Source organism: Acidovorax sp. HMWF018, from assembly GCF_003061035.1.
In the GTDB taxonomy this organism is placed as follows: Bacteria; Pseudomonadota; Gammaproteobacteria; order Burkholderiales; family Burkholderiaceae_C; genus Acidovorax; species Acidovorax delafieldii.
This window is the reverse complement of sequence record NZ_QAIM01000624.1, coordinates 1-13,541: the sequence shown is the minus strand read 5'-3', so window position 1 is coordinate 13,541 and position 13,541 is coordinate 1. Positions and strand designations below refer to the sequence as shown.

General features: G+C 63.7%; 16 protein-coding genes. 10 read left to right on the top strand and 6 right to left on the bottom strand.

The window, feature by feature from the left end; all coding sequences use genetic code 11:
- Positions 1-80: 80 nt before the first annotated feature.
- Genes DBR23_RS26385 through DBR23_RS26375 form a run of 3 tightly spaced genes read right to left on the bottom strand, consistent with a single transcriptional unit; the run spans position 81 to position 1,798 of the window.
- The gene (locus tag DBR23_RS26385; RefSeq protein WP_108500065.1) at positions 81-671 is read right to left on the bottom strand and encodes a GNAT family N-acetyltransferase; all 591 of its coding nucleotides are present in this window, start codon (positions 669-671) and stop codon (positions 81-83) included.
- Between the two features lie 20 nt (positions 672-691).
- The gene (locus tag DBR23_RS26380) at positions 692-943 is read right to left on the bottom strand and encodes a hypothetical protein (RefSeq protein WP_060985012.1); all 252 of its coding nucleotides are present in this window, start codon (positions 941-943) and stop codon (positions 692-694) included.
- The gene (locus DBR23_RS26375; RefSeq protein WP_055401588.1) at positions 944-1,798 is read right to left on the bottom strand and encodes a MoxR family ATPase; all 855 of its coding nucleotides are present in this window, start codon (positions 1,796-1,798) and stop codon (positions 944-946) included.
- A 106-nt stretch (positions 1,799-1,904) separates the two neighbouring features.
- On the opposite strand from DBR23_RS26375, the gene DBR23_RS26370 reads away from it, so the two are divergent.
- Positions 1,905-2,567, top strand: coding sequence for a cytochrome c (locus tag DBR23_RS26370; protein ID WP_056746840.1), 663 nt, complete (start codon positions 1,905-1,907; stop codon positions 2,565-2,567).
- A gap of 68 nt (positions 2,568-2,635) precedes the next feature.
- Here DBR23_RS26370 and DBR23_RS26365 read toward each other — a convergent pair whose 3' ends face one another.
- On the bottom strand, positions 2,636-3,124 hold the full coding sequence (locus DBR23_RS26365; RefSeq protein ID WP_199227809.1) for a DUF3429 domain-containing protein: 489 nt from the start codon (positions 3,122-3,124) through the stop codon (positions 2,636-2,638).
- A 221-nt stretch (positions 3,125-3,345) separates the two neighbouring features.
- Between DBR23_RS26365 and DBR23_RS26360 the strand changes: the two genes are divergently transcribed.
- Positions 3,346-4,608, top strand: coding sequence for a putative Na+/H+ antiporter (locus DBR23_RS26360; RefSeq protein ID WP_056066109.1), 1,263 nt, complete (start codon positions 3,346-3,348; stop codon positions 4,606-4,608).
- A gap of 11 nt (positions 4,609-4,619) precedes the next feature.
- Here the strand turns inward: DBR23_RS26360 and DBR23_RS26355 are convergent, their stop codons facing one another.
- Positions 4,620-5,453, bottom strand: a complete 834-nt coding sequence (locus DBR23_RS26355) for an IclR family transcriptional regulator (protein ID WP_108500064.1) — start codon at positions 5,451-5,453, stop codon at positions 4,620-4,622.
- A gap of 134 nt (positions 5,454-5,587) precedes the next feature.
- On the opposite strand from DBR23_RS26355, the gene DBR23_RS26350 reads away from it, so the two are divergent.
- From DBR23_RS26350 to DBR23_RS26315, 8 genes are all read left to right on the top strand, one after another.
- Complete coding sequence (locus tag DBR23_RS26350; protein ID WP_108500063.1) at positions 5,588-6,868, top strand: aconitase family protein; 1,281 nt, start codon at positions 5,588-5,590, stop codon at positions 6,866-6,868.
- On the top strand, positions 6,865-7,398 hold the full coding sequence (locus DBR23_RS26345; RefSeq protein WP_056066097.1) for a 3-isopropylmalate dehydratase: 534 nt from the start codon (positions 6,865-6,867) through the stop codon (positions 7,396-7,398). The genes DBR23_RS26350 and DBR23_RS26345 overlap by 4 nt, the downstream gene beginning before the upstream one ends.
- A gap of 16 nt (positions 7,399-7,414) precedes the next feature.
- On the top strand, positions 7,415-8,278 hold the full coding sequence (locus DBR23_RS26340; protein ID WP_056066095.1) for a branched-chain amino acid ABC transporter permease: 864 nt from the start codon (positions 7,415-7,417) through the stop codon (positions 8,276-8,278).
- Positions 8,279-8,287: 9 nt separating this feature from the next.
- Entirely contained in the window at positions 8,288-9,259 is a 972-nt protein-coding gene (locus DBR23_RS26335; RefSeq protein WP_108500062.1) for a branched-chain amino acid ABC transporter permease, read from the top strand.
- Positions 9,256-10,113 carry an ABC transporter ATP-binding protein gene (locus DBR23_RS26330; protein ID WP_233250761.1) on the top strand — a complete coding sequence of 286 codons (858 nt, stop codon included), beginning with the start codon at positions 9,256-9,258 and terminating at the stop codon, positions 10,111-10,113. Before DBR23_RS26335 ends, DBR23_RS26330 begins: the two co-directional genes overlap by 4 nt.
- Positions 10,097-10,837, top strand: coding sequence for an ABC transporter ATP-binding protein (locus tag DBR23_RS26325; RefSeq protein ID WP_056746833.1), 741 nt, complete (start codon positions 10,097-10,099; stop codon positions 10,835-10,837). Before DBR23_RS26330 ends, DBR23_RS26325 begins: the two co-directional genes overlap by 17 nt.
- Before the next feature lie 69 nt (positions 10,838-10,906).
- Positions 10,907-12,115 carry an ABC transporter substrate-binding protein gene (locus DBR23_RS26320; protein WP_108500061.1) on the top strand — a complete coding sequence of 403 codons (1,209 nt, stop codon included), beginning with the start codon at positions 10,907-10,909 and terminating at the stop codon, positions 12,113-12,115.
- 11 nt (positions 12,116-12,126) lie between these two features.
- Positions 12,127-13,002, top strand: coding sequence for an oxaloacetate decarboxylase (locus DBR23_RS26315; protein ID WP_056066082.1), 876 nt, complete (start codon positions 12,127-12,129; stop codon positions 13,000-13,002).
- A gap of 86 nt (positions 13,003-13,088) precedes the next feature.
- Here DBR23_RS26315 and DBR23_RS26310 read toward each other — a convergent pair whose 3' ends face one another.
- Positions 13,089-13,523 carry a DUF1841 family protein gene (locus DBR23_RS26310; RefSeq protein WP_056066079.1) on the bottom strand — a complete coding sequence of 145 codons (435 nt, stop codon included), beginning with the start codon at positions 13,521-13,523 and terminating at the stop codon, positions 13,089-13,091.
- Positions 13,524-13,541 lie beyond the last annotated feature (18 nt).

Genomic DNA, 13,541 nt, shown 5'->3' with positions numbered 1-13,541 from the left:
TGTCTTGATCTGCGGCCATTGCCAAGGTCTGCTGCTTCATCTGCGGATAACGTTTGACCCCTCTCAATGGTGGACCTTAATCAGCGTTGCCCTAAAAGATATAGCAACTGCGCCTTGGCCTCAGGCCATTCGCCGGCACGCATGCTGTACATCACCGTGTCGCGGATGGTGCCGTCGCGGCGCAGCGCGTGGCCGCGCAGCACGCCGTCTTTCTTGGCGCCCAGGCGCTCGATGGCGCGTTGTGACGCAAAGTTGTAGTTGTCGGTGCGCCAGCCCACCACATGGCAGCCCAGCGTGTCGAAGGCGTGGCCCATCATCAGCAGCTTGGCGGTGGTGTTGACGTGGGTGCGCTGCACGCTTTGGCAGTACCAGGTGTAGCCAATTTCCACGCGTTTCACAGCCGGCACGATGTCGTGGTAGCTGGTGGAGCCCAGCACTTTGCCGGTGGCGTCTTCCACCACGGCAAAGGCAAAGCGGTTGCCGTCCTCGCGCATCTTGAGCGCGGCTTCGATGTACGCGCGGGTGTCCTGCGGCTCGGGCACCGAGGTGATGCGCAGCTTCCACAGCTCGCCATCGGCGGCTGCGGCCCGCAGGCCTTCTTCATGGGCCAGCGCCAGCGGCTCCAGGCGGACTCCGCGATCGCGCAGCGTGACAGGTTCTACAAAAGCCATGGGTCTTTACCCCTTAATCATCAATCCTTGGACGGTTGGCTGCGGCGGCTGTTCTGCCAGCGCCGCGCCGCATGCAGGCCCAGGCCGCCACCGATACCCACCAGGGCGATGCCCACCAGGCTGCCGGTGCCGTAGCCGGGCGCGAAGATATCGAGCCCCAACAGCTGGCCCAGCCAGAAGCCCAGCAGGGCGCCCCCCACAAAGCCCACGGCATCGGCGACGCCGTGGGCCAGCAGCTGGCGGGTGTCGTCGTTGCTGTTGCCGTTGCTCACTCAGCGGTTCCTCTGGTTCATGAACACCAGCTTTTCAAACAGGCTCACGTCCTGTTCGTTCTTGAGCAGCGCTCCCACCAACGGCGGCACGGCCACCTTGTTGTCGGCGCTTTGCAGGGCGGTGAGTGGAATGTCTTCGGCCACCAGCAGCTTGAGCCAGTCGATCAGTTCGCTGGTCGAGGGCTTCTTTTTCAGGCCCGGCAGGTTGCGCACGTCATAAAACGTCTTCATCGCCACGCTGAGCAGTTCGCTCTTGAGCGTGGGGAAGTGCACGTTGATGATCTGCCGCATCGTGTCGGCCTCGGGGAACTTGATGAAGTGGAAGAAGCAGCGGCGCAGGAACGCATCGGGCAGCTCCTTTTCGTTGTTCGACGTGATGAACACCAGCGGGCGGTGCTTGGCCTTGATGAGTTCACGCGTTTCGTAGCAGTAGAACTCCATGCGGTCGATTTCGCGCAGCAGGTCGTTCGGGAATTCGATGTCGGCCTTGTCGATCTCGTCGATCAGCAGCGCCACGGGGCGGTCTGCCGTGAAGGCCTGCCACAGCACGCCCTGGATGATGTAGTTGCGGATGTTCTTCACGCGCTCGGCGCTGTCGCCGTCGTTGAGCTGGCTGTCGCGCAAGCGACTCACCGCGTCATATTCATACAGGCCCTGCTGGGCCTTGGTGGTGGACTTGATGTGCCACTGCAGCAGGGGCATGTCCAGCGCCTGCGCCACTTCCTCGGCCAGCATCGTCTTGCCCGTGCCGGGCTCGCCCTTGATCAGCAGCGGCCGTTGCAGCGTGATGGCCGCATTCACGGCGAGCATCAGGTCTTGGGTGGCGACGTAGTTCTGGGAGCCTTGGAATTTCATGGGGGAAAACACCGGATCGTTGATGAATGGGCTTGACAGGGCGCTGGCTATAATCGACGGCTGATCAGAGCCCAGAGCTGAACTTCCACGAGATTGTGCGCGCAAAATGAACAAAACGTTGACCACGCTATTTGCCCTGGCTGTCGCTTCCGTGACCGCCTTGTCCCACGCCCAGGAAGCCAAGGGCGACGTGGAAGCCGGCAAGCAAAAGATTGCCATGTGCATTGGTTGCCACGGCATCGTTGGCTACCAGGCCAGCTTTCCTGAGATCCACAAGGTGCCCATGATCTCGGGCCAGAGCGCCAAGTACATTGCGGCAGCGCTGGTCGCCTACCAAAAGGGCGAGCGCAAGCACCCCACCATGCGCGGCATCGCCGAGTCGTTGTCCGAGAAGGACATCGCTGACGTGTCGGCCTACTACGAACAACACGGCAAGACCGGTGCCGAACTGCCCGCCAAGCCCTCGCGTGAACCCAGTGTGCAAGTGGCCGAGCTGCTGAAGAAGGGCGCTTGCGTTTCCTGCCACGGCGACAACTTCGCCAAGCCCATCGACCCCTCTTACCCCAAGATCGCCGGCCAGCATGCCGACTACCTGTTTGTGGCGCTCAAGGCCTACAAGGTTGAGAAGAACGCCAACGTGGGTCGTGGCAACGCCATCATGGGCGGTGTGGCCAAGCAGTTCACCAACGCTGAACTGAAGGCCTTGGCCAATTACGTGAGCGGCCTGGACGGCGACCTGCACACGGTGCCCCAGTCGCGCTTCCGTTGATCAGCAGTCTGGCTGACTACAACAAAAAAAGCCCGCTTCGGCGGGCTTTTTGCTGGCTGGTTGAATCGTCAACGGCTGGCGGCCCATACCCCCAACGCCAGACATGTACAAGCCGTGACCGTCAGGCGCCATCGCAGCGGCAAGTACCACGTGGGAAGCAAGGTGCGCGCAGCCAGCCGGTGGTCTTGCACCAGGTGGGCTGCAAAGCCCGCGACCAGCAGCACGGCCCCCGCGGCGGCAGGCAATAGCGTGGCAGGCCAGGCCATCAACGATGGCACCACGCTCCATACAAAGCAGCGCGTGCGCTCTGGGGCGCTCAGCCCGCTTTGTGCCATGGCAAAGCCCCAGTGCAGCGCACCCACGAAACTCAGGATCACTGCGCCGTAGGCCAGCAGCGCCTCGCTCCACCACGGTGTACTGGGCGCCCACAGGCCCACGGCTGCCAGCGCCAGGAACGGCAGTAGGCCGCCGTATCCCAGCCAAGCCACTGCCGGCGGGACGGGGGCAGAGGAGGGCGGAGGCAAAGGTGGTGTGGGCGTATGGATGTGCGTCGACATGAAAGCCTCCAGATAGGTGTCCGCATTGTCTGGAAAGTGAGACTCCCGAGTGCCATGCATGGTTGTGTGTGCCAGCCAACCGTCCTTTCGCGAGTGCCTGAAGCCCTGCGCCTACAGAACTCTCCGGTATCGCCAGTTAAAATGTTGTTTGGGTGTCGGCGCCATGGTGGCTCGGCAGGTTCATGCGCTGGTCGGGCCGCCGCGCGGCTTTTCTGCGACCCATGAACTCCTCCCCCACCCTGATCCAGGTGGTTGGTGCCGTCCTGTTCGGCCTGGCCATTCTTCACACCTTCTCCACCAAGTATTTCGAGCACCTTGCGCACACGCAGCCCCGGCACGCGGGCATCTGGCATCTGCTGGGCGAGGTAGAGGTCGTGTTCGGCTTCTGGGCGATGGTGCTCATGCTGTTCATGTTCTCCATCAGCGGCAAGCAGGAGGCCACCGCCTACTTGGATTCGCGCAATTTCACCGAGCCACTGTTCGTGTTCGCGATCATGGTGATTGCCGCCACCCGGCCCATCCTGGAGTTGTCTGGGGCTCTTGTCCGGGCGCTTGCAGCCTTGTTGCCGGTGCAGCGCGGCATGGCCATGTACTTTGTGGTGCTGGCGTTCGTGCCTTTGCTCGGGTCGTTCATCACCGAACCTGCGGCGATGACGCTGGCCGCGTTGATGCTGCGGGACACGCTGTTCTCCCACCCCATCTCCAGCCGACTCAAGTATTCGACCATCGGTGTGCTGTTCGTGAACATCTCGATTGGTGGAACGCTCACTTCCTTTGCGGCGCCGCCCGTGCTGATGGTGGCTGCCAAGTGGAACTGGGACATCTGGTTCATGCTATCCAACTTCGGTTGGAAGGCGGCGGTGGCCGTGCTCGTCAATGCGGCCATCGCGATGCTGATCTTCCGCAACCAGTTGGGCCACATGGGCCGTAAGATGCCCGCCTCCGAGTCCCCCATGCCGTGGACCGTGACGGGCGTGCACCTTGCCTTCCTGGTGCTGGTGGTAGTGTTTGCCCACCATCCCGCTGTGTTCATGGGCCTGTTCCTGTTCTTCATGGGGTTCACCACGGCGTACCAGCGCTACCAAAGTCCGCTGATCCTGCGCGAGGCGCTGCTGGTGGCGTTCTTCCTGGCTGGGCTGGTGGTGCTGGGCGGCTTGCAGCAATGGTGGCTGCAGCCCGTGCTTATGAAGATGGATGCCAACGCTGTGTTTTTTGGCGCCGCTGCGCTCACCGCGTTCACCGACAACGCTGCGCTGACATACCTGGGCTCGCTGGTCGAAGGCCTGAGTGACGAGTTCAAGGTGGCCCTGGTGGCGGGCGCCGTCACGGGGGGCGGCCTGACGGTGATTGCCAATGCGCCCAACCCGGCCGGGGCATCCATCCTGAAGGAGAAGTTCTCGGACGGTGTCATCAACCCACTGGGCCTGCTGCTGGGGGCCTTGCCGCCCACGCTGGTGGCGGTGATGGCGTTTCGGGTGTTGTAGTTGATGGGCGGTCAGCGATCTGCCAGCACCGCCTGGCTGGTCATGGCCTCGCAGATGGCGCGGATCTGCGGGCGCATGAGCCGGGCCACCTCGTCGCGCCGGTGCGACTCCAGCCGCCCCGAGATCGCGGCCACGCTGATGGCGGCGATCGGGTTGTCTGGCGGAAAAGCGATACCGATGGCTGCTGTACCTGGTGTGACCACGCTGTCCAGAAACGCATAGCCCTTCTCGCGTCCCACCTTGATCGCCTCGCGCAGGTAGGGGGCTGTGACGAATCCGTACTTCTCGTATTTGGGCGCGTTGGCATCGATGATGGATTCGGCCTCGTCGGGGGGCAGTGCGCACAGGATCGCCAGCCCGCCCGCACCCACGCCCAGCGGGCGGCGAATGCCCACGTCCAGCGCCAGCGATTTGATGGGGTAGTCGCCCAGTGCGCGGTGGGTGCACACGGCCTCCAAGCCGCTGCGTTCGCTCAGGTAGATGGTGTCCTGGGTGACTTCGGCCAGCTTTTGCAGCGCGCTGTCGCACAGCTCCGACAGCCGGTAGCGGGGGCGTGCGAGCAATCCCAGCTCGTACAGCAGCGGGCCCAGGTAGTACTTGCGTGTGTGGGCGTCCCGGTCCACCAGGCCTTCGGCCTCCAGCCGGTGAAGCATGCGAAAGCAAGTGGACTGCGGCAGGCTGCTGGTGGCGGCGATCTCGCCGATGCGCATGCCACCTTTGCCACGAGACGCCACGATACGGAGCATCTGCACGACACGTTCGATGCTTTGAGTTCCTGTTTTTGAATTTCCACTATGTGGCGGTTTATTTGTCTCTGATGGGACTGCTATGGTGTTTTTATTCATATTGTCTTTGTAGTTTGTATCCACATAGTGGGCAATCTAGGGTTTACCCAGGCGATTGAGCTGTCGTTTGATTTTTTAATAAGTAATCAAACGATTTTTCAACTTCCACATAGTGGATAACTGGGTGAAGCCACATGTCTTACACGATGACTGAAAAGATCCTCGCCCGGGTTGCAGGGGTGCCTGCGGTCCGGGCGGGCGACGAGATCCTGGCCAGGCCGGATTTCGTGATTGCCTATGACTTTCCGGGCTACACGGATGTGTTCTTCAAGGAGGCCAAGGAGGACTTCGGTGTGGACAAGGTGCCCAGCCCCGAGCGCTTTGTGCTGTTCATCGACCACATGGTCCCGGCCGCCGCCCCCAAGGAGGAAGAGCTGCACAAGGTCACCCGCGCCTGGGGCAAGGAGCAAGGCGTGCCCGTGCACGAGCGCGAGGGCATTGGCCACCAGGTGTCGGCCGAGCTGGGCTACGCCACGCCGGGTGCATTTGCGGTGCATTTCGACGGGCATGTGAGCCAGCTGGGTGCGTTCGGCACGTTGGCCATTGGAGCGCGCAAGAGTGTGCTGGAGACCTTTGTCTCCGAGCGCATGGCGCTCGTGGTGCCGGGCACGGTCAAGATCGAAGTCACCGGCACAGTGCAGCCCGGTGTGATGGCGCGCGACATCTTCCACCACCTGGTGCGGGTGATGGGACCATCGTCCTGCCGCTTCAAGGTGGTGGAGCTGTGCGGCCCCGTGATCGACGCCATGAGCATTGAGGGCCGCCAGACGATCTGCGGCCAGGCCATGTTCCTGGGCGCGACCACGATGCTGATTGCCCCCGATGCCAAGACGCTGGGACACGCCAAGGGCCGCTCCAAGATCGCCCTGGACCCGGTCTACCCCGATGCCGATGCGCACTACGACCGTGTGGTGACCGTGGATGTGAGCGACCTTGCGCCCATCGTGGTGGCGCCACCCAGCCCCGCCAATACCCGGGACCTGACCGAATACGCAGGCCTGGAAGTGCACATGGGTTACCTGGGCAGCTGCGCCAGCGGCCGCCTGGAGGACCTGCGCATTGCCGCCCAGGTACTCAAGGGCCGCAAGATCAAGCCGGGCTTCCAGCTGCATGTGGTGCCCACCTCCCAGGCCATCATGTCGCAGGCCGCCAGCGAAGGTCTGATCTCCACCCTGGTGGATGCAGGCGCGTTCATCAGCTCTTCGAGCTGCGACTACTGCTATGGCCGCATTGCCACCATGACCGATGGCCAGCGCGCTGTGTCCACCGGCACGCTCAACACGCCCGGCCGCATGGGCAGTGCCGACTCCGAAATCTTCATCTGCAACGCTGCCGTGGTGGCGGCATCGGCCCTGGAAGGTTGCATCACCGACCCCCGGCCCTACCTCGCCAACACCGAAGGGAGCGCAGCATGACATTGCCCACCTTGCATGGCCGCGCGGCCTGGGTCTTCACCGAAGACGACTATGACATCGACCTGATTGTTGGCATCAAGAACATCAAGATCACCGACATCAATGAATTGGCGGCGGTCACCATGACCAGTTACGACCCTGGCTTTGCTCAATCCGTCGCCAAAGGTGATGTGCTGGTGGGCGGCCAGAACTTTGGCTATGGCCACCCGCATTACCCGGCCATGCGCGCCATGCGCCACCTCGGGGTGGCTGGCGTGATCGCCGAGTCTTTCTCGCCCGGCTTCTTTCGGGGGGAGATCAGCATGGGCTTCCCGCTGATCACCTGCCCGGGCATCCGTGCCGCCACGCAGCGCTGGGACACTCTGCGCGTGGACTGGGAGCGCGGTGTGGTCGTCAACGAGCGCACGGGCCAGGCGCTGCCGTTCGAGCCCTGGTCGTCCACCGAGCGCGCCACCATCGAGGCGGGGGGGTTCACGCCGTATCTCAAAGCCCGGCTGGCGCGCGAGCGTGCAGCCGCTGCGGCGACATGACGGGCAGGAGCGCATCATGTTGCAGATGATTGTGAGCGGCGTCGCCCTGGGCGCCATCTACGGGCTCATCGCCCTGGGCATCGTGATGGTGTTCAAGGCGACGGGCATCCTCAACTTCGCGCATGGCGAAGCGGCCATGCTCTCGGCCTTTGTGGCCTACACACTGTTCAAGCTGGGTCTGCCGCTGTGGGCGGTGGTGCCGCTCACGCTGCTCTTTGGCGCGGCGCTGGGCATGGCGATTGAACGGTTCATCATCCGCCGCTTCATCGGCAAGGCCCTGCTGTCGTCTGCAATCTGCACACTGGGCCTGTTCCTGGTGTTTGGCGACCTGGCCATCTGGGTATGGGGCAAGGACACGCAGGAGCTGCCCAGCATCTTCCCGGCTGCCCCCATCGACATCGGCGGTGTGATCGTCTCGGGCATCGACCTGGGCATCGTGGCCGTCTGCGCCACGCTGGCAGGTTTGCTGTTTGCGTTCTTCCGCTTCACGCGGCTAGGCATCGCCATGCAGGCCACGATGGAAAACCCCACGGCTGCGCGCCTCATGGGCATTCCGATCAAGCGCATCTATGCGCTGGCCTGGGCGCTGTCGCACGTGATCGCCGCCACGGCGGGCTTGCTGATTGCGCCGCTGACCTTCGTGCACTTTTCGATGATGCAGCACGCCCTGCACTTCGCGTTCGCCGCTGCGGTATTGGGCGGCATTGGCAGCATGCCGGGCGCGCTGCTGGGCGGCGTGATCATCGGCGTGTCGTCGAACCTCACGGGCGCTTATGTGTCCTCGGCCTGGAAGGACGCGGTGCCCTTCATCGTGATGCTGGTCATCCTGATCCTGCGCCCCCACGGTCTGCTGGCCCGCGCCCAGATCAAGAAGGTCTAAGGAGCCGCCATGACCAAAGTCTTTGACGCATACCCCTGGCTCGGCCCGCTGCTGTTCGTGCTGGCCTTCGTGCTGGCGCCGCTCGTGCCCGGTGGCTACGTGCTGTACATCTTCACGCTTGTCATCATCTACACGCTGGCCTCGTTTGGCACCAACATCCTCACGGGCTACACCAACCTGATCTCCATGGCGGGTGCCGTGTTCTTCGGCATCGGTGCTTATGGCTCGGCCATCCTGACCATGCACTTTGGTGTGCCGCTGGTGCTGTCGATGTTCATTGCGGCCAGCATCGCCACCGTGGTGGGCTTGCTGCTGGCGCTCCCCGTCCTGCGGCTGGAAGAGGTGTTCCTGGCGATTGCCACGCTGGGTTTCGTGATGATCTCGGTGGAGATCGCCAAGTCCAGCGGCGACATGTCGGGCGGCGAGAACGGCATGGGCGCGCCCGGCCCCACGCTGTTCGGCTGGGCGCTGGACGAGCGCGCGTACCACGTGTTCACCGCCGTGGTGCTGGCGGGTGCGCTGTGGGTGGCGCGCAACCTGGCGCGCAGCCGGTTTGGGCGTGGCTTTCTGGCCATCAAGGGCAGCGAGACAGCTGCTCGCGCTCTGGGCCTGAACACCACGGCGCTCAAGCTGGTGGCGTTTGGCGTCTGTGCCTTCTACACGGGCCTGTCGGGTGCGTTGTATGCACCGCTGGTGCGCTTCATCGACCCATCGCTGTTCAGCATCATGGTGTCGATCAGCTTCGTCTCGATGGTCATCGTGGGCGGTCTGGGCTCCATCCTGGGCTCGGTGCTGGGCGCGGTGTTCGTCATCGGTGCGCCGCAGTTGCTCACCTACCTGGGGTTTGATCAGTTCCAGCGCGCGCTGTACGGCGTGGCCATGATCCTGGCGCTGATGTTCCTGCCCGACGGGCTGGCCAGCCTCTTCAAGCGCAAGCGCCTGCCCGGCGCAGATGCGGCGCAAAGCGGGGTGGCGCGATGAGAGTTTTGGACGACAAGACATTGCCGTTGCAGGCAACTGTGTCGGCAGCACCCGGTCGGGCAGCCCCGTTGCTCAGCATTCAGGGCGTGCGCATGGCGTTCGGCGGCATTGTGGCCGTGCAAGACGTGAGCTTCGACGTGATGCCCGGCACGGTGCACGCATTGATCGGGCCCAATGGCGCTGGCAAGACGACGATGCTCAATTGCATCAGCCGCTTCTACACGCCCCAGCAAGGCTCCATGCGGTATCGCACGGCCGCAGGTGACGTGGAACTGCTGGGCTGCAAGGCGCACCACGTGGCGCGCCTGGGCATTGCCCGCACCTTCCAGAACCTGGAGCTGTTTGCCGAACTGACCGTGTTTGACAACGTGCTGATTGCACGGTCGATGGCCATGCGCGCCACGCTGGTGGAAGCCCTGCTGGGCCTACCACGCCAGCGCCGTGAGGAGCGCGAGGAACGTGAGCGAGTGGAGGCCGTGCTGGAGAAGCTCAACCTGCAAGCCCATGCCCATGCGGTGGTGCGCGACTTGCCCTATGGCACGCAGAAGCTGGTGGAGCTGGCCCGTGCCATGGCGCTGGAGCCGCGCCTGATGCTGCTGGACGAGCCTGCAGCGGGCATGAACAACCGTGAGATCGATGCCCTGGGCGAAACACTCAAGCGGCTGCAGGCCAGCACGCAAGCGACCCTGCTGCTCATCGAGCACAGCATGCCCCTGGTGATGTCCATCTCGGACACGATCACCGTGATGCACAACGGCGCCTTCCTGGCGCAGGGCTCCCCCAGGGAGATCGAAAACCATCCCGCCGTGGTTGAGGCGTATCTCGGAGGAGGCAAGAGTGGCAAACGGCGTTGAACCATCCAGTGCGCCCGCACTGCTGAGCGTGGACAACCTGAGTGCGGGCTACGGCAAGATCCGCGCGCTGCACGGCGTGAGCCTGCGCGTACCGCAGGCCCGCATTGTGTGTGTGCTGGGCGCCAACGGCGCGGGCAAGACCACGCTGATGCGTGCACTCTCGGGGCTGCTGCCCGTCAGTGACGGGCAAGCCATTTTTGACGGCCAGTCCATCGCCAACGTGCCCGCCGAAGCGCTGGTGCGGCGAGGCATTGCCCATGTGCCGCAAGGCCGCATGGTGTTTGCGCAACTCACCGTGCGCGACAACCTGGTGCTGGGTGGATACACCCGCCCAGCAGCCGAGGTGCGCGACGACATCGACCGGGTGCTGGGTTATTTCCCCCGGCTCAAGGAACGCATCACGTCCCGCGCCGGCACGCTGTCGGGCGGCGAGCAGCAGATGCTGGCCATTGCCCGGGGCCTGCTAGCCAAGCCGCGCCTGCTGATGCTGGATGAGCCCTCCATGGGCGTGGCACCCATCCTGAAAGACGCCATCTTCGAAACGCTGCGCGACATCCGCGACCGCGAAAACCTCACGCTGCTGATCGTGGAGCAGGACGCAGACATCGCGCTCGACATCTCCGATGAAGGTTATGTCATCGAGACCGGCCGTGTCGTGATGCAAGGCCCGGCCGCCGAGCTGGCAGGCAACGAAGACATCCGCCGTGCCTACCTGGGCGGCTGACCACAGGCTCGGCTTTGCAAGTTCCTTCCCCCATGTTCCCTTCCCACCGATAAACACAGGAGACAAACCATGACCCACCTCACTCCCCGCCGCACTCTGCTGGCCGCAGCAGCTGTCAGTCTGATGACCGCCACCCTGGGCGCGCATGCCTTCGAAAACAAGGAAGAGGGCGTGCTGACCCAGGAGATCGTGCTGGGCTCATCACAGCCGTTGTCCGGCACGCTGGCCTACATGGGCAAGGCCGTGGACGAAGGCATGCGCACCTACTTCGACATGGTCAACGAGCAGGGCGGCGTCAATGGCCGCAAGATCAAGCTCATCACCTATGACGACGAACTCAAGCCCGCCAAGTCGGTGGCCAACGCCAAGCTCCTGGTCGAGCGCGACAAGGTGTTTGCCATGGTGGGCAACATCGGCCACGCCACCAACATCAGCGCCTACGAATACAGCTCCACCAAGAAGGTGCCCACCATTGGCGCGCTGAGCATCTCCGACCTGACCTCCAACCCGCCACGCGACCTGCTGTACGTGCTGCCGTCGCCCCAGTCCACCGAGACGGCGGCCTACATCGACCATGCGGTGGAGGTTCTCAAGGCCAAGAAGATCGCAATGCTCTACCAGAACGACGGCTGGGGCAAACCGGCCTACGACATTGCCGTGCAGCGCATGGAAAAGCACGGCATGAAGCTGGTGGAGGCGCAGACCTTTGAGCGCTTCGCGACCGACCTGACCTCGCAGGTCTTCAAACTCAAGCAGGCTGAGCCGGACGTGGTCATCGTCTACGCGCTGGGTCAGGAGGCGGTGCAGTTCTTCCGCGGTGCCGAAAAGCTGGGCTGGAAGCCCACGGTGTTTGGTGCGGGTGGACTCAACGACCCCAAGTTCATCGAGCTGCTGGGCAAGACGCAGTCCAAGCTGTATGTGGCCTCGTACTACGACGCGGTGGACGGCAACAACCCAGCCATCCAGTCGTTCTTCCAGCGCTACACCAAGCTGTATCCCAAGTCGGCGCCCACCTCGATGGCGCTCATGGGCTATTCGTCGGCCGCTGTGACGGTCGAGGCGTTGAAGCGCACTGGCGCCGAACCGAGCCGCACCAAGGTGGTGGCGGAGCTGGATGGCATGAAGGACTTTGACCAGAAGATCGGCCCCAAGATCACCTTCCAGCCCGTCAGTGCCGGTGGCTATGCGCGGCGCGGCCAGACGGGTGTGGCGCTGATGGAGCTCAAGGACCAGAAGTTCGTGTCCATGGGCAGCTACATCGACCCCGTGAAACGTTGAGGACACCCGCCATGACAACAAGCTTGCGACAACAGCTGCGTGCGCGCATCCAGTCGGGCCCTACCTTCTGGATGGCCGGTGCGCAGGACGCCCTCTCGGCCCTGCTGGTGGACCAGTCGGACTTTGACGGCATCTTCACCACGGGGTTTGGCATCTCGGCATCGCTGCTGGGCCAGCCAGACATGGAGGTCTACACACTCAGCGAAAACGTGGGTGTGGTGCACCACATCGTCAACGTGGTGAAAAAGCCTGTGTTTGCCGATGCCGACACCGGCTACGGCAATGTCATCAACGTGGCCCGCACCGTGCGCGAGTTCGAGAAGGCGGGCGTGGCCGCGATCTCGATCGAAGACCAGATCAGCCCCAAGCGCTGCCCGGCGGCGGCGGCGGTAACTCCTGTGGTGTCCATCCCCGATGCCGTGGCGCGCATCAAGGCGGCGGTGGATGCCCGCCAGGACCCGGACTTCCTCATCGTCGCACGCACCGATGTGGCCGACCCCGAGGAGGCCATCGAGCGCGCCGTGCGCTTTGCGGAGGCGGGGGCGGACCTGATCCAGCCTATCTCGCGCACTTTCAAGGGCTATGAAGACCTGGTGCGCTTGCGCAATGCCTCGGGCCGCCGCCTGTCGCTGCAGCTCATGCAGGGGCTGTGGATGTCGCGCCTGACGCGGTCGCAGATTGAAGAGGTGGCGGCTTTTGCGACTTATCCGGTGGTCACGCTGATGAGCACGGTGCACGCCTTGCAGAAGAACCTGGCCACGCTGTCGGCCCGCCGCACGGGCGATGTGGACGGCTTGCCCTGCGGACAGACCAGCATGGCCGACTTCAAGGAAGTGATCGGCTGGAAGGCGATGGAAGAGCGCCAGGCGCACTACGAAACGGCTTGATCGTCCCTGAAGGCTTTCACCACAAAAAACAAAGGCCAGTGCCCATGGGGCACTGGCCTTTGTCGCTTTTTCAGGGGCTTACTGGATCAATCGCGCGTGGCGCGGCGTTGTACGGCGGCGATGTAGGCGTTGCCATCAGGCGGTCGGCCGGAGCGCTGGCTTTCCCACAGCATCTCGCCCAGGCAGTCCATGGCGGCGTGGTGGGCGTCGTGCAGCGAGTCGAGCCGCGCCGTCAGCAGCTCTACCGCCTGGCGGATGCCACGGGGCTGGTCGATGCTGCATTGCTCGCTGATGGACAGGTGCATCGACAGGTGCAGAAACGGATTGGTCTGGCCCGGTGTTTCGTCGTAGTTGCGTGCCACGGCAGCATCGGCGTCGGACAGGTCGGCGTGGTACTCGGGGTGCTCGGCGATCCACAGGCTGGCCAGCGTCTCGATGGCTTCCATGGGGGCGCCGCTCTGGGTCTTGGCGTGCACACCACACAGAAAGCGGCGCACATCGGCTTGGGAGGGGCTGAACATGGGGCGTGAGGGTAGCAC

Excerpts from the sequence above, each read along its gene's own strand:
- DBR23_RS26385 (WP_108500065.1), bottom strand. The coding sequence starts at position 671 with ATGGCTTTTGTAGAACCTGTCACGCTGCGCGATCGCGGAGTCCGCCTG.
- DBR23_RS26375 (WP_055401588.1), bottom strand. The coding sequence starts at position 1,798 with ATGAAATTCCAAGGCTCCCAGAACTACGTCGCCACCCAAGACCTGATG.
- DBR23_RS26370 (WP_056746840.1), top strand. The coding sequence starts at position 1,905 with ATGAACAAAACGTTGACCACGCTATTTGCCCTGGCTGTCGCTTCCGTG.
- DBR23_RS26365 (WP_199227809.1), bottom strand. The coding sequence starts at position 3,124 with ATGTCGACGCACATCCATACGCCCACACCACCTTTGCCTCCGCCCTCC.
- DBR23_RS26360 (WP_056066109.1), top strand. The coding sequence starts at position 3,346 with ATGAACTCCTCCCCCACCCTGATCCAGGTGGTTGGTGCCGTCCTGTTC.
- DBR23_RS26355 (WP_108500064.1), bottom strand. The coding sequence starts at position 5,453 with ATGAATAAAAACACCATAGCAGTCCCATCAGAGACAAATAAACCGCCA.
- DBR23_RS26350 (WP_108500063.1), top strand. The coding sequence starts at position 5,588 with ATGTCTTACACGATGACTGAAAAGATCCTCGCCCGGGTTGCAGGGGTG.
- DBR23_RS26345 (WP_056066097.1), top strand. The coding sequence starts at position 6,865 with ATGACATTGCCCACCTTGCATGGCCGCGCGGCCTGGGTCTTCACCGAA.
- DBR23_RS26340 (WP_056066095.1), top strand. The coding sequence starts at position 7,415 with ATGTTGCAGATGATTGTGAGCGGCGTCGCCCTGGGCGCCATCTACGGG.
- DBR23_RS26335 (WP_108500062.1), top strand. The coding sequence starts at position 8,288 with ATGACCAAAGTCTTTGACGCATACCCCTGGCTCGGCCCGCTGCTGTTC.
- DBR23_RS26330 (WP_233250761.1), top strand. The coding sequence starts at position 9,256 with ATGAGAGTTTTGGACGACAAGACATTGCCGTTGCAGGCAACTGTGTCG.
- DBR23_RS26320 (WP_108500061.1), top strand. The coding sequence starts at position 10,907 with ATGACCCACCTCACTCCCCGCCGCACTCTGCTGGCCGCAGCAGCTGTC.
- DBR23_RS26315 (WP_056066082.1), top strand. The coding sequence starts at position 12,127 with ATGACAACAAGCTTGCGACAACAGCTGCGTGCGCGCATCCAGTCGGGC.
- DBR23_RS26310 (WP_056066079.1), bottom strand. The coding sequence starts at position 13,523 with ATGTTCAGCCCCTCCCAAGCCGATGTGCGCCGCTTTCTGTGTGGTGTG.